Raw genomic sequence first — 22,032 nt, 5'->3', positions numbered from 1 at the left:
CCGTTCGTCTTCCGGGGGATCGCTCGAGCCCTGCCGTCCGGACTCCGTCCCGGTGGTACGCACTACCCTCCCGGAACTCGCTTCCACCCACCGCTCCGACTTCCGCCCGCGGTTTCGGAGCAGCGTGACTGCGGGGTCGTTACTCGAACACGTACGCCGACCCACCGCCAGCGAGATCACCGTCACCGTTCGGGTCCTCGTCGCCGGCGGCACCGATGAGGGCGGTCCCACCGCGGTTTGCCAACGCTGCTGCGAGCCCGAACCGGTCGTTTTTGTCGCCGTCGTCGGCAGCGAGTTTTACCTGTTGCGACCACGATCCGCCGGCGTCAGTGAAGACGTACGCCGAGCCGGCACGTTCGCCGTTGGGGTCCGCGTCGGGGTCGGCACCCGCCAGCGCGATCCTGCCGTCGGACGACAGCGCGACGCTGTGAGCGAACTGATCGTTCTTGTCGCCGTCGTCGGCGGCGAACTTCGCCCGTTGGGTCCAGGAGTCCCCATCGGCGGTAAACACGTACGCCGACCCCGCTTTTTCGCCGTTCGGTTCCGCGTCGACGAACGCGCCGATCAGTGCGGTCGTCCCCTCGTCGTCGATCGCCAGCGAACTCCCGAATCCGGTGCGGTCGTCGCTCTCGTCGGTCGCGAACTTCGTCTGCTGTTCCCACGACCCGTCCCCTCCGGTGAACACGTACGTGGCGTCCCTTCTGAGACAGCCGACGAGGGCAGTCGCCGCGTCGTCAGCGATCGCGACCGACCAGCCGAACCCGTCGCCGCCGGCACCGTCGTCGGCAGCGAGTTTCGCTTGCTGGCTCCAGTCGCCGTCGCTCCGGGCGAACACGTACGCCGAGCCAGCACCGTCGTTGTACCTGTTCGTGCCGTTCGGATCCTCGTCACCGTAGGCGCCGATGAGCGCCGTTCCACCGTCGCCGGTCAACGCCACTGCGCGTCCGAACTTGTCGTTTTCGTCGCCGTCGTCGGCGACGAGTTTCGCCCGTTGGGTCCACTCGCCGTCGGCTTGCGTGAAGACGTACGCCGCCCCGACGCCATGTCCCACGAGGTCGGCTCCGATGAGCGCCGTCGATCCGTCGTCGGACAGCGCCGTCGAGATACCGAAGAGATCCCCTTCGGCCCCGTCCTCGGCGGCCAATTTCGCCTGTTGTGACCAGTCGCCGTCGCTTCGGGTGAACACGTATGCCGCTCCCCCTCGCTGGCCATTGGGTTCCTCCTCCCCCGACGCTCCGATGAGCGCCGTCTGTCCATCGGCGGCCAGCGCGACCGCCCCGCCGAACCCGTCGCGGCTATCACCGTCGTCAGCGGCGAGTTTCGCCTGCTGTGACTCGGGCGGCGACGCGGGCTCGGCCTGTCCCGTCGGTCCGTCCTCATTACTTTGCTCTCCCCCATTGCAGCCAGCAACGACGGGAATACTGACCGCACCTGCCAGTTGCAGTATCCGTCGTCGGTCCCAACTCATGGCTCGCATTCGTCAATAGCTTCTCAAAAAAGTGTGGAAAGACCAAATACTCTCCCCAAGCGACCTGTTTCCCTTCTCACGGCGGCTGGGTCCACACACGCCTCCGGGAAGTGTCGGTCCCGCCAGTCCGGCCCCGGTCGAGGGAGCGGGGTCGACAGCGACCTCGAGACCCGCAGCCGTTGCGTCGACCTGTCATCTCGAGCGACCGACTCGAGTCCGTCGGCGCGTCTCAGACCACCTTCGCTTTCACACAGTTAGCAGTAGATATAAGTCCGAACAGCTAAACGTACTAACTGGAAGTCAGGCTCCGAAACAGGGGGCGCATCGAAATGCCCCGGGTGTCACAGCACCCGAGACTGGCTTCCAAACCCGCAAGGGTCCGAAGCCATGATTACGTTACTACTTCCGGGATATAAACGTCCCGCACGACGCACAAATCGCCCGACGCAAGGAGCCTCTGCCACGCGCGCCGCACGCGGTGATCACGATGGCTAGGGACCGCTCGAGCGACCGGGAGTCGGACGACGACTGGTCGCTGCCGGACTGTCCCCGCTGTGGCGAGCCGGTGACGGTGTCGGTCGTCACCGGCCCCGACTCGAGTACCCTCCAGCCCTGTGGCTGTTCGGTGCCGCCGGCGACGTTCGCGGGCTTCGAGTAGCGGGTCGGCTCGAGCCTCGGCGGTCAGCCGGCCGGTCGGCCGTCGCGGGCGAATCCACCATTCGACACACCACCTCTCCGTCGGCATCGTCGGTCGGCCGGTCGGTCCGTAAGCGGGGCTCGAGACGACTACGATCTTTAGTCGAACTGCATTTGTACGTAGTCAGGAAGCGACCGTGCAGCAAACGGTGGAATGAACTCGTTCGTAAGAAAGCGGCGTATCTCGGCAGTCGTTCGATCCGGTTCGCCTTCGATTACGGTCGCTCGTTTCGCGGTGGCACTGATGGCGTCTTCCAGATCGACCTCGGCGATAGCGTCTTTCGTTTCACCGGTTCGAACGTCTTTCGCCCAGAGAACCCACCGAAATCCGTCCGTTCCAATCGCGACGAGGTACCGCTTCTCCCGGCTCTCGAGATACTTCGCGAACGTATTCGATTCGACGTATTCCTCGATATCGCTCGTCGCGTTTCGCTTCGCACCGCTCGCTTGCTCCTCGTTCGCAGCTTTCGCCTCGAGAATACAGTCGATCTTCGGCGAGACGTTTTTCAGCAGATAGTCCGGCCGTTTAATCTCGATCTTGTGGTAGGTACTCGGCCGCCGAACGAAGTGGGGTCCAGTTCCGGTATACTTCTCGGAGATCGGGTTCCAGTACCCGAGCCCGTGGAGCAGTGGCTCGATGAGGTACTGTTCCGTGAAGTCTTCGGGGGATTGCTGTACCTTCGGACCCGATAGGGTCGTCGGCTTCCGACAGAGCTTCCGCAGCTCGCCGCCTTCACCCAATTCTCGAAATTTCTCGGGGAACCTCTCGAGTTGTTGCCGGACGCGTTCGGCGAGAACCGTGTCCGCGTCGAGCCCCATCGACGAACGGTCGTCGGTCATTCGTCTCTGACTCCCTCGATAGGTACCGAATCGCTCATTCCGTTCGGGTACGAATGGGTCGTGTCCGCATGCAGTGGCCCCAGTCCTGTTTGTCGGATCATATTACTCATCGTCTGAATTGTCGCACCACTAAAACGGTGTGAAAACGCGTCCGGATCGGTCCCTTCCTGTGACCTCGATCAGGGGAGATACGAACGTCACAGACGAGCATCAACTCTCCGTACCTCGGTGGCCGTCAGTTCTCCGTGAATCCATCGATCGAGTTGGGGGACAGTACTTTCATATGACCCTACTGTTTCCATTGGCGTATGACTATCCAGCCAATTACCGCGACGGACATCGCGGGCTGGGATTCTCTCGAGGATATCGCTGCAACCTTCGAGAAACGGAATCTGAAGCCGCAGCCGGATCTCGGCGACGATAACACGCTCGTCCTCCAACTCGCCGACGACGAGTTCATCACGCTGGTCGAAGCCGGCCCCGGGGAATCTGCGACTGATTTCAAGCCGAAAGACGTCGATCGCCGGCACACGAATCTCGTCGCGACGAACGACTTCGAGGAGTTCACGTTTCTCACGCGTGTGCGGACGTTCGGTCAGCAACACGGCCAGATCAAACACCAGAAGCTCTCGTTCGCCAAGTCCCAGTTCTCCAGTGACGGTGGCGAAAAGAACACCATCCTGCAGAAGCTGAACGAGATCGAGTACGGCTCCTCGACGGCTATCTACGGCGACCTTTACGACACCCAGCAGATCGTCGAGCAGTTCTACGAGCAGTTCGAGAGCCTTCGGACTGATCTCGTCCAAGAGGTCGCGAACGTTCCCGAGGACCGCGGGGATGCGAAGCAGCGATACGTGCAGGTGATGCTCGATCGGATGATCTTTCTCTACTTTATCCAGGAGAAGCGACTGCTCGATCGGGATCCCGAGTATCTCCACGAGCATCACGACCGGATCGTCGCCGACGGCGAGGACGTCTACGAGGAGTTTTACCACCCGCTCTTTTTCGAACTGCTCGCGGAGGGGAAACAGGATCCCGAGTTCGGGAGCCTCCCGTACCTGAACGGTGGGCTGTTCAGTACGAATCCGGTCGAAGAGGAGTTCCCGGACGCGAAGCTCGGTGATTCAACCGAGGAGACCAACGACCTGTTCGGTCGCATCCTCGAGTTCCTCTCGGACTGGAACTGGAACGTCGACGAGCGGTTGGACATCGTCGATCCGAAGAACCTCTCGCCGGCCGTATTGGGCCACATCTTCGAGCAGACGGTCAACCAGAAGGAGATGGGCGCGTACTACACGCCGGAGGAGATCACCGGGTTCATGGCCCGGCGCTCGATCCATCCCTATCTGCTCGATCAGTTGAACGAAGCCGTCGACGCCGAGTACGAGGAAATCGACGAGGTGTTCGGCCTCTCGAGCCCCGCAACCGAAGCGGCGCAGGGCGAAGCCGTCGCTGACGGCGGGACGATCACTCAACAGGCTCCGACGGAACAGGTCCAGACCGACCACGTCGAGACGCTGTACTTCGACATCCTGCAGGACGCCCGTGTCCTCGATCCGGCCGTCGGCAGCGGTGCGTTCCTGCTCGCTGCCCAGGACGTATTGCTGGACATCTACCTGCAGTGTCTCGAGTACTTCGAGGAACTCGAGGCCGACGGCATGGGTTGGGAGTTAGCCAGTCAGACGCGCGACGAACTCGAGGCCATCCAGGACCGGCAGGGGAGCAAGTCGCTGTACGCAAAGCGCGAGATCATCCTGCACAACCTGTATGGGGTGGACATCGACGACGGCGCGGTCGAGATCTGCAAGCTCCGGCTGTGGCTCTCGATGGTGGCCGACATCGAGGACGAGCCCCACGAGGTCGAGCCGCTGCCGAACACCGACTTCAACATTCGGCAGGGGAACTCGCTGATCGGCTTTACCGAGGTCCAAGAAGTCGCGAACGAGGACGGTGACGCGGCGCTGTCGAACTACGGCGGTGGTGTCGGAACGAACGTCAAGGAACTGTACGACGACGTGATCGATGCGATCGAGCGCCATCAGGACGCTACGAGTGCGAAAGAAGCGACGAACGCGCGGAAACTGGCGGAATCACGGATCGACACGCACAGCGAAACGCTAGACGAGAAGGTACTCGAGCAGTTCCACGAGGCCGGACTCGAAGATGTCGATCTCGAGGATCTAGCGGAGTTTCATCCGTTTCATTGGGTACTCGAGTTCGCACCCGTGTATCAGGATGGCGGATTCGACATAGTGATCGGTAATCCACCGTGGGATGTACTTACCGTAGATCGGGAGCATTTCTTCCCAAAATACGATGAGTTGTTTCGGACGCGGCCACCAAAAGAGAAGGACGAAATGCAGGAGAACCTGCTCGAAGATCCAGAGATACAAGCAGCATGGGAGAAGTTCCAACAGGAGATGGAGGTTAGGGCAGAATACTACAATTCGTCTACTCAGTATGAGTTACAAGAACCTACCGTCGGTGGGCAAACAGTTGCCACTGAGAATGAACTCTCCTTATTCTTCTTTGAAAGAGCAACGCAATTAGCAGGAGGTAGCTCGTATGTAACGCAGATTATGCCAGGCAGTTTTTTCCTTGGGGCAACTGGGAAAGACCTTCGTCAATACCTAATAAACGAGTCAAGATTAGAGCATTTTATTCAGTTCCAGAATAAGCAGATATTTGATGGACTCGATGATCGATACCGTTTCTCAATCTGTACATTTAAGAATAGTGGATCGACCGATGTGGTTAACGGTGTATATAGCACTGGGGATACATCGATATTAAGCGAGTTCAATAAGAGATCAGTTAATATACCGGGAAGGGTGTTGAAAAACTATTCACCGGAAGCAGGGATCTTCCCTTATTTCCGGTCACAAGAACTGATTGATGCACTATCAAAGATTACTCAGTATCCACCTATCGGAGAGCAAGTAGATGATACTTGGTTTGCCTCTCTCTACATGAAGGAACTTGACCGGGCTAATGACTCTGATCGTCTCATTGAAACGCCTGAAGAAGGAGACTATCCAATCTATGAAGGGAAGAACATCCATCAATTCGCATATGATAACACGATCGAGGATGATTTAACTCCTATTTCATTCTGGGGTGTTTCTGAACACGAACCTGAGCGAAGTGCCAAGCACAGAGTCCGAATGAAGAATTTCAGATCCCGTGATTCGGCTACTAGCCTTAAGAAATCAATATATAATGAATTTGGTGGGTCAGGCTCTCAAAAGTCGTTTGTAAATAATCTTCTTGAACAGCACAGTCGTTGTGAACTATCAAAGGAAGACGTGCTTCTAGATTGCACTGAATACCGGATCGGCGTTCGGAATATCGCAAGAGCAGATGACGAACGATCGCTAATAGCAACTGTTCTCCCAAAAGATATCGTGACAGTCCATACTATCTGCACAATACGGCCATATATTATAGATGTCTCTGAGGACGATCTCAGTAACTATCCGATGCATAGTGCCTACAAACGGGCTTTCAGTGATAAAGAGCTATTCGTGTTAGTCGGACTTCTGAACAGCGTTCCATTCGACTACTTGATGAGAACTAAAGTGGATAGTCATATCGTCCAGTACAAATTCAATGAATCGCAGATGCCTCGCCTCACGGACGGCGACGACTGGTTCCACTACATTTCCTCCCGCGCCGCCCGCCTCAACTGCTACGGCGAGGCGTTCGCCGAAATGCGTGAGCGCCTCGGTGGGATCGACCCCGCGACCGACGAGGCCGAGCGCCGCGAGCTGCAAGCCGAGATCGATGCGGCCGCGTTCCACGCCTACGGCCTCGAGCGCGAGGACACGAAGTTCGTGCTGGACGACTTCCACCGCGTCGAGAACCCCCGGCTGATGGACGAGGCGTATTTCGAGATGGTCCTCGAGAAGTACGACGAACTGGCTAAAAAGGGCCCGTACTCATAGCTCTCGAGGGACTTGAACATGAATCCAGACAATGATCAGTGTCAATTCGTGTTCGAACTTGAGGACTCAGAGAAATCAGAACACGATGTCGACGGGTGGGAATGTCCTCATGAAGTAGCAGAGGCGAGTAAAGACCGCTGTCTGTTTCATCTCCGGGAGAATAACCGAGAAAAGGTGGATGAAAAGCAAGTGGCTGATGCGTTTCTCGAGTGTACGTCATCAGCTGGTCGCCGATCGAAAGAATTCGTCGGAGCACGGATTGACTTGCTCAATATCGACTTCCAACAAATAGATTCTCCAGATAACTATCCAATTGACCTTCGACATGCAGTGATAGATACGTTCCAAGCCAATCATACGCGGTTTGAGCAACCTCTTCTTCTTTCGGACGCCTATGTATATGTCGCTGACTTCTCACATGCAGAATTTAGCGGTCCGTGGGATATTTCCTCGTCGTGGTTCGGTGCGCTAACTTGTATTCAAAGCCTGTTCAATCAACGGGTGAGAGTTAGAGACTCTACATGTATCTTTGCGCTATTTGACGATGCGACTTTTCAACGAGGAGCTACATTCCAGCAGACTCGATTTTACTCAGGTGCGAGTTTCCAGTCATGCAAATTTGCAGACACAGTTAATTTCGAGTCATCTAGTTTTGAGAGTCTTTACACCAATGTCGACACTACCGAATCTGAAGATGCTTATCGGAATGTACGCAATCTCTCAATCTTCCCTTTGATGCTCGGTCGCAGGTCGGTAGACCCAAAAAACCAGACCGACCAATCTACTATCAAAGAACAAACAACACAGGAACAACGAATATACTTCTCTGAGCGGGATTTCGTTAGGGAAGATTTCACTCATATTAATGATAAGACATTCAATGGTGGTGATTTTCGATCAGCACAATTCCAGAGTCGAGCAAGTTTTGACGGGGCGGAGTTTGATCATGCAGACTTTGGGAACGCAGTCTTTGATCAACGGGTGTCTTTTATAGAAACCCAAATTTTTGCCACAATTAATTTCCACTCTGTGGATTTTCATACTGTAGATATGAAATTCGATCCGATTAATGTTCTCAGTGTATTGGGTGATTCAGCCTCACGTACATTTTCTGATCTAGAAAATAAAGCACGAGTATACCTGGATTCGAGTACAGTTAGACGAGGGCAGTTCCGACAGCCTTCGTTAGGAGATGTGTATTTCGATATCAGTAACGGCTGTATTGGTGATGTTGATACGGTTTCTGACGAAAATTCGTTCAAGTATCTAATCGTCAACCGAACCGATTTCGATGGGTTCGATTTCACTGCGTACCGAGACGATCTTGAAGAGATTGATTGGGAAATTGATCGCAGTTCTGTTACAACAGTCGTCGATGCTATCGACCAAGATCAAACAGTGCGTGAAATCACCTACCTAAAAGCTAAACAGGGTGCGTCTCAGATCGGAGATAGCAAAGCCAAATCTGAATTTTTCCAACGAGAAATGAATTTCCGATGTTCACAATACGCGATCAGTCCTAATTCTCTTGATTCAGAGTTGGACTTTTTCTTGGAATCTTTACGTTCGGCCCCACACATTTTATCAAATCAAATATATCGTGTGACATGCGGATATGGGGAAAAACCACATAGGGTTGTTCTCTCGTATGTAGTCCTCTTAATTTGGTTATCTATGTTCCTAATGATACCAAACCTAGCTGAAGGAAAACCCGCGCTGTTCGTTGAAGGAGTTCAGACTGTAGGGTACATGTTAACTTTCGGAACCTCGGGATCAGTTCCCAGTTCGATCAGCCCACTGGTTGCGATTTTCCAAACGTTTGTAGTCCCATCGTTCGTCGCACTTTTGGTGTTCACACTCTCACGATCTATCCAACGGTGAAGTAACTAATATATGAAAGACAAATGAGAATGAAATACAAGTCATAATATGGTCTCTAACGCCCAAATCGGCGAACTCATCGTCGGAGCCTACCACAAACTCGTCACCGATGCCGAGGTCGTCAGCTACAACTCGAGGTCCAAGAAGGACGGCGCGCAGATGGAGATCGACGTCGTCGCGATCGACTCCAGCGACGGCACACAGGCCGTCTACGCCTGCGAGGTCATCACCCACCTCAACGGCTCGGCGTACTCGGGCACGCCCGAGACGGACAAGTGGAGCGACTTCGGCAACGACAGCTACCAGTACTCGCTCGAGAAACTCGAGTCCAAGTTCCGGTCGGACTACGACTACGTAACGCGGGTGTTCGACGACGCCGACGAGTACGTCCTCCAGCTCTGGGCCCCGTACCTCTCGGACGGCTATCTCACCGACGGACTCGAACAGCTCTCCGCCGAGTTCGAGGAGGAGCCTGGAATCGAAACCGGAATCGACCTTGTGGTCAACGAAACCTACACCGAACGCGTCGACGAACTCCGTGCGCTCGCGTCCGAGGAGACGAAGTCCTACGGCGAACCCGCGTTTCGGTTCCTGCAGATCCTCGAACACTTGCGGTAACGAAAGTCGAGCGTTTGCTGGAGGTCCCTACTCATCATCTCTCGGAATTAGCCGAGGTATTTTGTTCACCATCGTTCTATGGAAGGATGAACGATGGACCTCGACGAACTCCGCCGTGAAATCGACCGTCGAATCGAGGAGCGATCAGAACTCAGTGAGGGTGCTTACGAGGTCGGGGCAGATTTAGCCCATCTTCCCGACTGAGAAGCGCCCTCTTCTCGGGCATCGTTTGGACGAGTTCGTTCGTCAGCGGCCGACGACACCCCAACACATCAACCGCGCCCGAACCTCGCTCTCGGCGACGAGCGTCTCCTGATACTCCGTCGACCCCTCGACGTACTCCTCCAGGAACTCCTCGACCGTCTCGAGGAACTCGTCTACTGGCCAATCGGGCAACGATTCGTACCCGGCGTTATCCCGGAACCAGTCGCGGAGGACGCGGTCCTCGTCGGCATTCTTGAGTCCGACATCGCTGAGGCGATCGCGGAGGTCCCGCGATCGTTCCTCGATCGTCTCGTACTCGCCGCTTGGGTCCCGCTCGTCACCGTGTTGTGGTTCGACGTATTGCTTACAGAAGCTGATGATCGTCTCCTGTTCCTTCGAGTGCTGGCCACCCTGCAGGTACGCGCCTTCGACCTGACTCTCGCGAATGTCGTCCAATCGGTCCGCAACGAGGTCCTCGATCCGGTCGCGATCGGAGAGAATCCGCGAGGTCTCCGCGTCGGCGATCGGTTCACCCTCGACGTCGGGCGTGAGTTTGAGCGTCCCGACGAACCGTTCGTTCACCTCGCCACCGAACGGCTTGTAGTAGAACCCGCGCTGGACCCGACCCAAGGGAGCGTCTTCGCCTTCGAACCAGAGGTGTGCGAGTCCGAACACGCCCGGTCGCGGTCCCTTCTCGTGATCGGTGGCGTTCGTATAGAGCAGGTCCCGTTCGCCGGGCGCGGTTTCGAAGTACTCCTCCGCGAATTCGAAGTCGTCGGCCTCGAGATCGAACTCCTCGTTCAGTTCGTTCTTTAGCAGGTACCGTTCGTACGCTGCTCGTTCGTCGCTCCCGGCGTTGCGCAACAGCGGGTTCTTACTCGTGTCGTCGAGTTCGTTGATATCGTTCACTTCGCGGGAGCGCTTCAGTGATTGCTCGATCTCTTCGACCTCGAGTTCGCCGATCGTCTTCTCGGTCTCGACACCCGCCTGCTCGAGGATCTGATCTTCGTTCGGATCGAGAATGTTGTTCTCCTTGCCGACGATCAATGCGATGTCGTTGATCTTCGCCTGTAATCGCTCGAGGAGCTTGATCGCCGCTTCGATGTCGCCGTCGGGATAGAAGTTGTGGACGTACTTCTCCGCAGTACTCCCGATCCGGTCGACGCGCCCGACTCGCTGGACGATCCGCATCGGATTCCACGGCAGATCGTAATTCACGACGACGCTGACGTCCTGCAGGTTCACGCCTTCGCTCAGCGTATCGGTCGCAATCACGTACTGGAGTTCGGTCTCGTCGGACTCCGAGAGCGTCTGCTGATAACCGGCCGCCTCGGGTGCAAACCGTTTTATGATCGCCTGCTTGTTCTCGTCTCCACCTTTGATGACCGCGCTGTTCCGTTCTGTCAGTGGCGAGTTTGGATCGTCCCGTAACGTCCGGTAGACGTAATCGGCTGTCGCCCGATACTGGGTAAAGACGAGGACTTTCTTGTCGTACTCGTTCAAAATCTCTCCCAGCCGATCGATCTTCGGATCCCGGAACTCGCGAAGGCCGAAGACGCTCTCGTAGAACTCTCGAGTCGCTTCGTCGACGGTACTCAGATCGCTATCCGGATAGAGGATCGGATTGAGATCGTCCTCCGGAACGTCGGGGAGTACGCTGGCGTCGTGATCGTGAAGCCAGCCCCTCGCTTCGACGGCGTGGTCCCGCACGATGTCCGCGTCCCGGGCAACGTCACCGATGAACTGTGCGAGGAAGTACGCGAGGAGCGTCAGATCCTCCTCGATGTACGTTTTCACTTCGCCGACCGTGGCGTTGGCGAGTTCGTCTTCCGTGGTTCCATCGTCGTCCCGAACGACGCCGGTATCGAAGCCGAACTCTTCGAGCGTCTGCTCGAGTTCCGCCGCTGCGTCTTCTCCCTCGACGAAGTCGTCGAGTGTCGCGCTGTTATCGCCCTCTTTGAACGTCCGAAGTGCGCTGATGTCTTCGTCTTCGGGAAGTTCCTCAAGCAGTCCGAGCAGTCTTCGTTCGCTTTGATGGAGGGTTTCGAGCGACTGGACGAACGCGTAGGTAGACGATTCGAGTCGTTTCAGTAGATTGAGTTTGTAGAGTGCTTTGAGAGTACTCCCTGATTGCGGGTTTTTGACGGTAATGTGGGGCAGATGGAGTACGTCCATTACGTCGGGGAGCATTCGATAGATCGGTTGATAGGCTGCCGGGAGCGAGTACTCTTCCTTCGAAAGCTGCGGTGGTTTGAAACTCATCTCGAAGTCCTCTTCGTCCAGAATTTCGTCTTTGACGTGTTTCCGTGTGCGGAGGACCATCACTTCGTTCAGTATCTTCGAGATCTCGAGTGACTGGCGCTGCAGGTTTTCAGTCAGCTGTTGTTGGCGCTCTTCGTCGACTTCCTCTTTCCCTGCAGCGATCCGTTTTCGTTCCGCTGCGAGATCGATGTATTCGTCGAACGAATCGAAATCGAGACTCGCCTTGTTTCGTAGTTCTTCGGTACTCGTGAACAGACTGATGAGATTCTTGAGATCGGTCGCGGAGTTGTTGATCGGCGTTGCCGTCAGCATGATCATCGTCTTCCCGCGTAGTTGACGGAGATTGGCGTGCCGTCTCGTCCCCTTGTAATCGTTGTCGTGATCGGGATCGGGCCGCCACTTCCCGTAGTTACGGAACCGATGAGCTTCGTCGATCAGAACGACGTCGAACTCGTCCCGAAGCGTCTGGACTTCTTCGTAGGGGAGGTTCTGGAACTTGGTAATACTCATCACGTCGAGATAGGTACCGTCGACCTCGAGACCGAAGAACGAACTACCGTCCTCGTCCGTTGCGTTCTGAAGCAAATCCGTCCACTGTTCCGTGAGGTTTGCAGGAACGATCAGCAGACATCGGTCGCCACGCTGCCGGTAATCGTAGAGTAGCTCCGAACCGATAAACGACTTGCCGAGACCGACACTGTCGCTGATGATACAGCCGTTGTATGTCGAGAGTTTCTCCTTCGCACTCTCGTAGCCGAGCCGCTGGAAGTAGTAGAGGGGGCTATCACGCGTGCTAACGTTACCGTTGAGTTCGTCGTACGCGAGGAGTTTATAGAGTTCAAAGGGCTCGAGATAGGTTCCGAGTTCGCCAGTATTTTGCGCAGCCTCCGACTCGGTTTCCTGCTTTTCTTGCCACTCTTGATACTTTTCGCTCGATTCGATGATCTCGAGGATGTCCTCACTGAATTCCTCAGCGTTGGCCCACTGGTTGTCGTACCACTCCTCGAACGCTTCCGCTTCCCGCCGATCCTGACTCGTCATGTTCAGTTCGACGTTTCTTCGCTGCCCGCTCGCTGAAAAATTCGAGGATCCGACAATCGTCACTGCCCCTCGTTTGTCTTCCACTTGATCTCTCGCTTTCTCGGATTCAGGTGGCGCTCTGAAACAGGCCCCCTTCGCATGGAAATACCCCGATTCGGGAATACGGACTCGAACATTGATGAGATCTTTCGCAATGAAGTCCCGAAGTCGATCTAACCGTTCGATCTGAGCCCGATTCAGACTCTCGATGTCTTCTCTGAGTTCGTCTTTAAACTGATCTCGAAGCGAAAATCCTTCCTCAAGTTCTGAGGCGGTCTGTTGATCCGTCTTTCGTCCCATCAGAATACGCATCGGGGATCGGCCGAGCGTTTCGGGATCGGCGAGTTGTTCGAGATCTTCCGAAACCAGATCGAAGCCGGAGAGGTAGAAGTATCCCGTCGAAATTCGAATCTCTTCGCTCAATGGAACGACCTTCTTGTACGTCTCCTCGAGAGTCGAATCGGTATTGTCGACGATTGGATCCAAAGAGAGCATCTACTGATCCCGTATCGTTATCCCATATTGATAAAACATTCTGCAGATCTGAACTACTATATTTCGAGGAATAAGGCACTAAGACTACTCGATTAATCGTCGTACAGGTCCTGCAGTTCCTCGAGGGCCTCGCTCGCGGCGTCGTCGCAGTCCCACTCCTCGCGGTCTTCGATCCGCTCGTCGAGATAGTAGCCGGAGAAGAGATTCGAGTTCGCGTACGGGCGGTCCGACAGCGTCGCCTGACTCATGGCTGTCCCCTTGAATTGTCACCTGAAGAAACCTCCGGTCGCTGGAGTCGCTCGAGCGCCACCGGTCGCGAACGGCGAGTCAGACACGGACGAACTCGAGGGGGAGTACACCCGGAACTGGACGGAAGCGATGACCATGGGAAACGGCTGACGAACACGCAGCCCGACGGAATGCGAGTAGTAGCGACGTATCCGACTACGTCAGAAACGGATCGATCGGTGTGCGGCCTCAGTCGTCGGCCGTCTCTTCTGCCTGCTCGCCCAGCACGTCCTCGCGGTGTTCGTCCAGCAGCGGCGCGCGACCGCGGGGCTCGGGCTCGGTCTCGCTCATCTTGATCGGATTGCCCGCGATCTCGACGTCGGTGTCGGCCCCGGGCTGTTCGACGGGCACGAGCATGTCGCGTGCGTGGACGTGGTCGTCTTCGAAGATCTCCTCGGTGGTCTGGACGGGCGCGGCCGGGACCCGGCCCTCGAGCTGGCCGACGAGTTCGTCGTTGGTCTGCTCAAGTGCCCACTCCGAGATCTCGCCGCGGAGGTGATCGCGGCTCTCGAGGCGTTCGGCGGTCGTGGGGTACTCCTCGGCCAAATCCTCGCGACCCATGATGTCACAGAGTTCGGCCCAGTGGTTGTTGTTGAACGCGGCGATGACGGCGTAGCCGTCGTCGGTCTCGAAAGCGTTGTAGGGAAAGAGCGTGGGATGGGAGTTGCCCCGTCGGGTGGGGGCCTCGCCGGTGTAGGACTGCTGGTAGATGGCGCGCTCGGTGAAGCTGAGCATCGAGTCGTACATCGCGGTGTCGACGTACTGGCCCTCGCCGGTCTGTTCGCGGTGGTTCACGGCGGCGAGAATCCCGATGCAGTTCAGCGTCGCGGTGAAGAGGTCGCCGACGCCGGGACCGGTCTTGGTCGGCGGGCCGTCGGGCTGGCCGGTGGTTTCCATGACGCCGCCAAGCGCCTGCGCGATGAGGTCGAAGGAGGGCTGGCCCTGGCGGTGGGTTTCGCCGGTCCGCGGGTCGCCGAAGCCCCGAATCGAGGAGTAGATGATGTCCTCGTTGTACTCTGTGAGGGTCTCGTAGCCCAGATCGTACTTCTCCATCGTCCCGGAGCGGTAGTTCTCGACGACGATGTCGGCCTCCTCGACCAACGAGAGGAAGTCCGCACGATCCTCTTCGTCGCCTAAGTTCAGCTCGATACTCTTCTTGCCGCGGTTGACGCTCTGGAAGTAGCCCCCGTAGGCTTCCTCGTCGGGGTCGTCGACGAACGGCGGGTTCGACCGGATCATGTCGCCGCCCGGCCGCTCGATCTTGACCACGTCCGCGCCCATGTCCGCGAGCAACATCGTGCAGTACGGCCCAGCCAGCACCTGGGTCAGATCCAGCACGCGAAGGTTCGAGAGTGCGCCCATGTCTGTACGCCCCCCTTTCCAAACCAGTACCAAAACCCTTACCATCGATTATGTAGTTGGTGGCAGGTACCGAGGGCTGAGTGAGCATCACCCATTGGGACGGTCTTAGGATCTTTAAGGAGTATTATCATGGAAGATCATTAGGTTTATACACCGGTCGCTCATGAGTCCGAGTACGATGTCCCAAACGGTCGTCCTCGGCGTGATCGGCTCCGATGCCCACGTCGTTGGCATCACAATCCTAGAGCAAGCCTTCAGCGCAGCCGGCTTCGATGTCGTGAACCTCGGTGTCCAGACCTCCCAGGAGGAGTTCGCCGAGGCCGCTAAAGCCCACGACGCCAGCGCTGTACTCGTCTCCTCGCTCTACGGACACGCCGAGCAGGACTGTCAGGGATTCCAAGGCGTTCTCGAGGACGCGGGCGTCGACGCGGTCACCTACATCGGCGGCAACCTCGCCGTCGGGCAAGACGAGTTCGAGGAAACCCGTCGGACCTTCCGCGAACTCGGTTTCGACCGCGTCTTCGATTCGGAAACCGATCCCGAGGACGCGATTGCCGCGCTGCGCGAAGACCTCCAGATCACACCGACGGAGTCGGAACGCGCTACTATTAGTTCCTAGATGATACGAGACGAACGTATTCCGTCCGACGAGCTACGGCGTATCGACGAGGAAATTCGATCTAACTGGCCGACGGGCGAAGACGTCGACTTCGAGGAGGCCATCGAGTACCACGAATCGCTGCCCGACCACAAGCGATTCGCCGACGTCCTCGAGTCGGCCGACAAGCCACTTCTGCAGCCACGAGCCGGCGTCCCCCGGCTCGACGATCAGATCGAACTCCTGCGATACCTCCACGAGGAGGGACAGGCGGATCTCCTACCGACCACGATCGACTCCTACACCCGGGACAACGAGTACGAGAAGGCCCAACAGGGGCTGGACAAGGCCCTCGAGACGGGCGACGACACGCTCAACGGGTTCCCCGCCGTCAATCACGGCGTCGACGGCTGTCGACAGCTGATCGACGCGGTCGACGCGCCGATCGAGGTGCGCCACGGGACGCCCGATGCCCGCCTGCTGGCGGCGATCACCTTCGCCGGCGGCTTCCAGAGCTTCGAGGGCGGCCCGATTTCCTACAACATTCCGTACACGAAGCGCCACGGGCTCGAGGAGACCATCGAGAAGTGGCAGTTCGTCGATCGACTCGCGGGAGCCTACACCGAACGGGGCGTGCGGATCAACCGCGAGCCGTTCGGCCCCCTTACCGGTACCTTGGTCCCGCCGTCGATCGCGATCGCGGTCATGCTGGTCGAGGGGAAACTCGCCGCCACGCAGGGCGTGCGCTCGATCACCCTCGGCTACGGGCAGGTCGGTAACGTCGTGCAGGACGTTGCCGCCCTGAACGCCTTGAAGAAGCTGGGCAACGAGTATCTGCCCGACGAGGTCGTCGTCACGACGGTCTTCCACGAGTGGATGGGCGGCTTCCCGCCGGACGAGGCTCGCGCCAACGGCGTGATCAGCCTCGGCGGCATGACCGCCGCCATCGCCCAGCCCGACAAGGTCATCACCAAGTCCCCACAGGAGTTCCAGGGCGTCCCGACCAAGGAGGCCAACTCGGCCGGCCTGCGCACCACGCGGCAGGTCATCGACATGGCCATCGAGCAGAAAATCGACATCGATGGCATCGAGGAGGAACAGGACCTCATCGAGCGCGAGACCCGCTGTCTGATGGACACCATCTTCGAACACGGCGACGGCGACGTCGTTCAGGGGACGCTCAAGGCCTTCGACTCGGGCGCACTCGACGTGCCGTTCGCACCCAGCGACAGCGCGAAAGGAGCCGTCCTCCCCGCACGCGACGATGACGGTCGCGTCCGCATCTTCGAGTGGGCCGACCTCGAGATGGACGAGGACATCAAGGAGATTCACAAGGCCCGACTCTCCCGACGTGCCGACACCGAGGGCCGCGATCAGTCGTTCCGCATGGTCGCGGACGACGTCGACGCGATCAGCGACGGAAAGCTCATCGGCCGACCGCAGTCACAGCCACAGGGTGACGTCTAAATGGAGATTACAGGAATCCACGCCACGCCCGGCTACTCCGGGTTCTTCTTCGACGATCAGCGCGCGATCAAGCAAGGTGCCGAACACGACGGGTTCACCTACGAGGGCGAGCCCGTTACCGACGGCTTCGACGAGATTCGCCAGGCCGGCGAGTCGATCATCGTCGACATCGAACTCGCCGACGGGACCGTTGTCCGGGGCGACTGCGCCGCGGTCCAGTACTCCGGTGCCGGCGGGCGCGACCCGCTGTTCAAAGCCGAAGAGTACGCCCCCGTCATCGAGGGCCCCGTCGCCGACGCACTCGAGGGCCGGGACGCCACCGACTTCCTCGACAACGCCGAGTCCCTCGAGCAGTTGGAGGTCGACGGTGACCGGCTCCACACCGCGATCCGCTACGGCGTCTCGCAGGCCTTACTCGCCGCCGCGGGGTCGGCCACGGGGAAGACAAAGACGGACGTGATGGCCGACGCACTGGGCACCGAGCCCGCCACGGAGCCGGTGCCGGTCTTCGGCCAGTCCGGTGACGACCGGTACAACAACACCGAGAAGATGTTCGTCAAGGGCGTCCCCGTCCTGCCCCACGCCCTGATCAACAGCGTCGAGAAGATCGGCGAGGACGGCGAAGTGCTGCTCGAGTACGTCGAGTGGCTGGTCGAGCGCTCCCAGGAACTCGGCCCGGAGGGCTACGACCCCCGCTTCCACATCGACGTCTACGGCATGATCGGCGAGATCTTCGGCGCGCCCTACGACCGCGACGAGGTCGTCGACTACTTCGCCGACCTCGAGGCAGCCGCCGCGCCCTACCCGATCCAGATCGAGGGGCCGATGGACGTCGGCAACCGTGCCGACCAGATCGACGCGATGGTCGAACTCCGCGAGGGACTGAAAGATGCCGGCGTCGACGTCGACATCGTCGCCGACGAGTGGTGTAACACCTTCGAGGACGTGCAGGCGTTCGTCGATTCGGGGGCCGCCGACCTCGTGCAGGTCAAGACCCCCGACCTCGGGGGCATCCACCGCAGCGGGCAGGCGGTCCGCTACTGCGAGGGAACCGATACCCGCGCCTACCTCGGTGGGACCTGCAACGAGACCGAAACCTCGGCGCGAGCCTGCGCCCACGTCGCGCTCGCGACCAACGCCGCACAGGTGCTGGCAAAGCCCGGCATGGGCTTCGACGAGGGCTACATGATCGTCGAAAACGAGATGCGACGGACGATCGCCCGCCGGGAACGCGAACAGTTAGCGACCGACACTGACGAGGTGACTGCAGATGACTGACTGGACAGATCCGGACACGTTCGCACAGGCGCTCGAGGAAGTCGAGACCAAGGAGAAGGGCAACTGCTTCGAGGACTTCGAGGAGGGCGATATCATCGAACACGACCCCGGCCTCACGCTCACCCAGTTCGGCAACGAACAGTGGATGAGCCAGACCCTGAACCACGACCCCGCCTACTGGCGCAGCGACGCCGCCGCGGCGCGTGGTTTCGACGAACCGCCGGTCCACCCGGACTATCTGACCGCCGCGACACTGGGGATCACCGTCGAGGACCTCAGTGAGAAGGGCGGCTACTTCCTCGGGCGGACCGACGTTCGATTCCCCGAGGCACCCGTCTACACGGGCACCGAACTCCACGTCGAGAGCGAGGTCGTCAACACGGCGACCTCGAGTTCCCGACCGGAGTACGGCATCGTCTCCTGGCGCACCCGCGGTACGGACGCCGAGACCGGTGACGTTCTCTGTTCCTACGAGCGGACGAACATGATTCCGCGCCGCGAGCCGATGGCCACGGACGGGAGCGGCGCTGCGGCCGCCGAAGACGAGGACGAACCCACACTTCCCGACGAGTTCATCGCACCCGAAGGAGGCTACTTCGAGGACTTCGTCGCGGCCCTCGAGGACGCCGACGACGAGAACGCCGCCGTCGCCTACCGCCACGAGCGCGGTCGCACGCAGGACGACGTGACCGTCGCCTCGCTGCCGTTGTCGACGCTCAACACTGCCAAACAGCATCACAACGTCGACGTCATGTCCGACTCGCCGTCGGGCAACATCGTCACCTACGGCGACGTGACCCGGTCGACGGCACTCGGCCATGCTCGCTCGGACGAGCAAACGTGGCGCGAGGTCGGCTTCGACGACGAATCCTTCCACACGTTCGTCGCCGTCGGCGACACCGTCTACGCCTTCACGCGCGTTCTCGAGGCCGAAGACGACGCCTCGAGCGACGCGGCCGGCACCGTCCGGTTCCAGCACATCGCGTTCAACCAGAACGACGAACCCGTCTACTCGGGGACGCGGACGGCCGAGATCCGAAAGCGTTCTAACTAACACGATCGATTATCACAAACGACCGCGGACAATCACGAACTCAGATACGAACACATGACTGACGACATCCGACTCTGCCGTACGTTCCAGACTGCACCGGCCGCCGTTCCAAAAGACGACTCCGCGAAGTACCTCGTCTCCGCGCTCGAGGCCGAGGGCTTCCAGGCACCCGACTGGCTCGTCCCCGACATGGAGGACGGCACCGCGCCGAACATGAAAGCCGAGGGGCTCGAGAACACCATCGAGAAGGTTCCCGAGTACGACTTCCCCGGCGAGATCTGGCCCCGCGTCGAGTGGAGCTACGAGGACGCGGAGTACCGCGAGAAGGGCCGCGACCAGATCGACCAGCTCGTCGCCGAGATCGGCGACGAGATCGACGGCGTCGTCGTCCCCAAGGTCGGCCGCCTCGAGGACGTCGAGCGCGCCGCCGAGGTCGTCGCCGAGGCCGAGTCCGAGTACGGCTACGAGGACGGCTCCATCGGCCTCTCGATCATCATCGAGACCGGCCGCGCCCGCTCGGATCTGCGTGAGATCGCCAAGTTCGGCGAGGACTCCCGGCTCACTGGACTGGTCTTCGGTCCCGTCGACTACGCCGCCGAACTCGGCGGCCGCGACCTCGGCGACGGCATGCCCCGCTGGGACGGCCTGCTCGAGGCGCTCTCGAACGAGGCCAGCGCCGCCGGTCTCGTCTCGATCGGCGGCCCCTTCGACGACCTGTTCAAGGAACGGGCCGGCCTGACGTTCTACAACGCCGACGACTACGCGGATCAGGTCGAACACGAGGCCCAGCTCGGGCTCGACGGCTCCTGGTCGCTCTATCCCAAACAGACCCTGCAGGCAAACACCGTCCACATGCCCACGCCCGAGGAACTCGAGCGCGACGTGAGCAAGATCGAGCGCTTCAACGCGGCCAAGGCCGAGGGGACCGGTGCGGTCACCCTCGACGGCCAGATGGTCGACGAGGCCACGTTCAAGAACTTCCGTAACACGGTCCAGCAGGTCCGCGCGATCCACGAGATGCGCCCCGGCCAGACCGAGGAGTACTACGACGAGGACCTCCTCGAGCGCACGCTCGATCTCGAGCTGTCCTATAACTGACCGGTTCAGTAGCACCGTCGGTCGGCGACTAACGCCCACCGGACGCTACCAACGCCGACCGCGAACCGTTCGTCGTCGCTGGTATCGACCCGAGCGGCCGCTGTCTTCCGTTTTGTCTCGACTTGAGTTGCCCTGCAAGGCGACACGGGGCCTAGCCCAAGAGACGACTACATACCGCTCTGTAGCCCACATAGCAGCCGCTATACTCGAACCGTAGGATGACAGGCTATGGTCGAACGCGTCGGGACGGACCGATTGTCATGTCGGATGTCAATTCCCGATCGGATGCACGGTGCCAACGATCGAACGGACCCACCGGTCCGAACGGGGAGTTCGACGACACCGGCTTCTCGAAGCCGGCGTCGGTCGGTCCTGATCGGGACGGCGGGAATCGCTGCCGCAGCTGGGGTCGGTATTGCGTATGCGCTGAGTGGGCTGACTGATGACGATCACGAGACGGACAGTCTCTCGTGGGAGAGCGATCCGAATCTCATTGCCCACCGCGGATTCGCCGGGGAGAACCCCGAGAACACGATCGCGGCCGTTGACGCTGCGACAACCGACACCGAAGCAACCGGGCAGCGGGCGGATCTCATCGAAATCGACGTCGTCCCGACGGCCAACGACGATGTGGTCGTATTCCACGATGACGGGCTGTCCGAACGCGACGACGGCGACGGCCTCACCGATGCGAGCGGCATCGTCTGGGAAACCGACACTGAGACCGTTACCAGTGCGGAGGTACTCGACAGCGGTGAGACGGTCCCGCTCCTCACGGAGATTCTCGATGCGATCCCGTCGACCGTCGGCGTGAACATCGAACTGAAAAATCCCGGCAGTACGGAGCTTCGGTTCGCTGAAAAACTCCCCAGTAGCGAACTTGCCGAACAGAAAGAGATCTGGCGACCGTTCGTCGACCGCGTCCTCGAGATCGCTGACGAGTACGACAACGAGATCCTCCTCTCGTCGTTCTACGAGGCCGCGCTTGCGATAAGCCATGAGCTATCTACCTATCCGATTGCACCGCTGTTTTGGGGCTCGATGGACGACGGCCTCGAGATCGCTCGCACCTACGACGCGTCGGCAATTCACCCTCCGATATCGATGATTCAGGGGACGCCGTTTTTCGATAAATCGAATCTGCCGGACATCGATCTGGTTGCACTCGCCCACGAGGACGGACGAGACGTGAACGTCTGGACGGTCGACTCGACACAGCAGGCCAAACACCTCGCAGCCGCCGGCGTGGACGGCATCATCGCCGATTACTCGGATCTGCTCGCGGGGGAGTTCAATTGACTGAGACGGGTTCAACTCGTCGTGTCCGGGAGACGCTCTCGAAGTGGGTTGCAAAATATGGGGAGGTTGTTCTTTCCGGAATAGAGATCTACGTAGTTAT

At 59.0% G+C, this 22,032-nt stretch carries 14 protein-coding genes and 1 pseudogene; 10 read left to right on the top strand and 5 right to left on the bottom strand.

Features of this window, described 5'->3' with window-relative positions; all coding sequences use genetic code 11:
- Positions 1-139: 139 nt before the first annotated feature.
- Entirely contained in the window at positions 140-1,468 is a 1,329-nt protein-coding gene (locus tag ACSBP4_RS14590; protein WP_435552620.1) for a PKD domain-containing protein, read from the bottom strand.
- Between the two features lie 487 nt (positions 1,469-1,955).
- On the opposite strand from ACSBP4_RS14590, the gene ACSBP4_RS14585 reads away from it, so the two are divergent.
- Positions 1,956-2,126, top strand: a complete 171-nt coding sequence (locus ACSBP4_RS14585; RefSeq protein ID WP_435552619.1) for a hypothetical protein — start codon at positions 1,956-1,958, stop codon at positions 2,124-2,126.
- 137 nt (positions 2,127-2,263) lie between these two features.
- On the opposite strand, the gene ACSBP4_RS14580 is transcribed toward ACSBP4_RS14585, so the two are convergent.
- Positions 2,264-3,004 carry a hypothetical protein gene (locus ACSBP4_RS14580; protein ID WP_435552618.1) on the bottom strand — a complete coding sequence of 247 codons (741 nt, stop codon included), beginning with the start codon at positions 3,002-3,004 and terminating at the stop codon, positions 2,264-2,266.
- A 308-nt stretch (positions 3,005-3,312) separates the two neighbouring features.
- Between ACSBP4_RS14580 and ACSBP4_RS14575 the strand changes: the two genes are divergently transcribed.
- The 3 genes from ACSBP4_RS14575 to ACSBP4_RS14565 are packed head-to-tail and all read left to right on the top strand — an operon-like array spanning position 3,313 to position 9,447.
- Positions 3,313-6,948 carry an Eco57I restriction-modification methylase domain-containing protein gene (locus ACSBP4_RS14575; protein ID WP_435552617.1) on the top strand — a complete coding sequence of 1,212 codons (3,636 nt, stop codon included), beginning with the start codon at positions 3,313-3,315 and terminating at the stop codon, positions 6,946-6,948.
- A gap of 18 nt (positions 6,949-6,966) precedes the next feature.
- Positions 6,967-8,829: a pentapeptide repeat-containing protein gene (locus ACSBP4_RS14570; RefSeq protein ID WP_435552616.1), complete on the top strand. Its 1,863-nt coding sequence runs from the start codon at positions 6,967-6,969 to the stop codon at positions 8,827-8,829.
- A 48-nt stretch (positions 8,830-8,877) separates the two neighbouring features.
- Positions 8,878-9,447 carry a hypothetical protein gene (locus ACSBP4_RS14565; RefSeq protein WP_435552615.1) on the top strand — a complete coding sequence of 190 codons (570 nt, stop codon included), beginning with the start codon at positions 8,878-8,880 and terminating at the stop codon, positions 9,445-9,447.
- A gap of 246 nt (positions 9,448-9,693) precedes the next feature.
- On the opposite strand, the gene ACSBP4_RS14560 is transcribed toward ACSBP4_RS14565, so the two are convergent.
- The 3 genes and pseudogenes from ACSBP4_RS14560 to mct all read right to left on the bottom strand — a co-directional run bounded on the left by ACSBP4_RS14560 (position 9,694) and on the right by mct (position 15,138).
- Positions 9,694-13,488, bottom strand: coding sequence for a helicase-related protein (locus tag ACSBP4_RS14560; RefSeq protein ID WP_435552614.1), 3,795 nt, complete (start codon positions 13,486-13,488; stop codon positions 9,694-9,696).
- A gap of 98 nt (positions 13,489-13,586) precedes the next feature.
- Positions 13,587-13,736 (bottom strand): annotated as a pseudogene (locus tag ACSBP4_RS14555) (restriction endonuclease); the annotation flags it as partial.
- 229 nt (positions 13,737-13,965) lie between these two features.
- Positions 13,966-15,138, bottom strand: a complete 1,173-nt coding sequence (gene mct, locus ACSBP4_RS14550) for a succinyl-CoA:mesaconate CoA-transferase (protein ID WP_373630772.1) — start codon at positions 15,136-15,138, stop codon at positions 13,966-13,968.
- A 163-nt stretch (positions 15,139-15,301) separates the two neighbouring features.
- Between mct and glmS the strand changes: the two genes are divergently transcribed.
- From glmS to ACSBP4_RS14520, 6 genes are all read left to right on the top strand, one after another.
- A complete protein-coding gene (glmS, locus tag ACSBP4_RS14545; protein WP_006648954.1) occupies positions 15,302-15,757 on the top strand; it encodes a methylaspartate mutase subunit S in 456 nt (151 codons plus the stop codon).
- A complete protein-coding gene (locus tag ACSBP4_RS14540) occupies positions 15,758-17,203 on the top strand; it encodes a methylaspartate mutase subunit E (RefSeq protein WP_006181785.1) in 1,446 nt (481 codons plus the stop codon).
- Positions 17,204-18,481 (top strand): methylaspartate ammonia-lyase, encoded by a 1,278-nt coding sequence (locus ACSBP4_RS14535; RefSeq protein WP_049964456.1) that lies wholly within the window; start codon positions 17,204-17,206, stop codon positions 18,479-18,481.
- Positions 18,474-19,535 carry a 2-methylfumaryl-CoA hydratase gene (gene mch, locus ACSBP4_RS14530; RefSeq protein WP_006181783.1) on the top strand — a complete coding sequence of 354 codons (1,062 nt, stop codon included), beginning with the start codon at positions 18,474-18,476 and terminating at the stop codon, positions 19,533-19,535. Before ACSBP4_RS14535 ends, mch begins: the two co-directional genes overlap by 8 nt.
- A 54-nt stretch (positions 19,536-19,589) precedes the next feature.
- Complete coding sequence (gene citE / locus ACSBP4_RS14525; protein WP_435552613.1) at positions 19,590-20,633, top strand: L-malyl-CoA/beta-methylmalyl-CoA lyase; 1,044 nt, start codon at positions 19,590-19,592, stop codon at positions 20,631-20,633.
- Positions 20,634-20,900: 267 nt separating this feature from the next.
- A complete protein-coding gene (locus ACSBP4_RS14520; protein ID WP_435552612.1) occupies positions 20,901-21,932 on the top strand; it encodes a glycerophosphodiester phosphodiesterase in 1,032 nt (343 codons plus the stop codon).
- Positions 21,933-22,032: the final 100 nt, after the last annotated feature.

The organism is Natrinema sp. CGMCC1.2065 (assembly GCF_051225675.1).
GTDB classification, from domain to species: domain Archaea; phylum Halobacteriota; class Halobacteria; order Halobacteriales; family Natrialbaceae; genus Natrinema; species Natrinema thermotolerans.
Note: the sequence above shows the minus strand (reverse complement) of the source record. Positions and strands in the feature narration are given on the sequence as shown.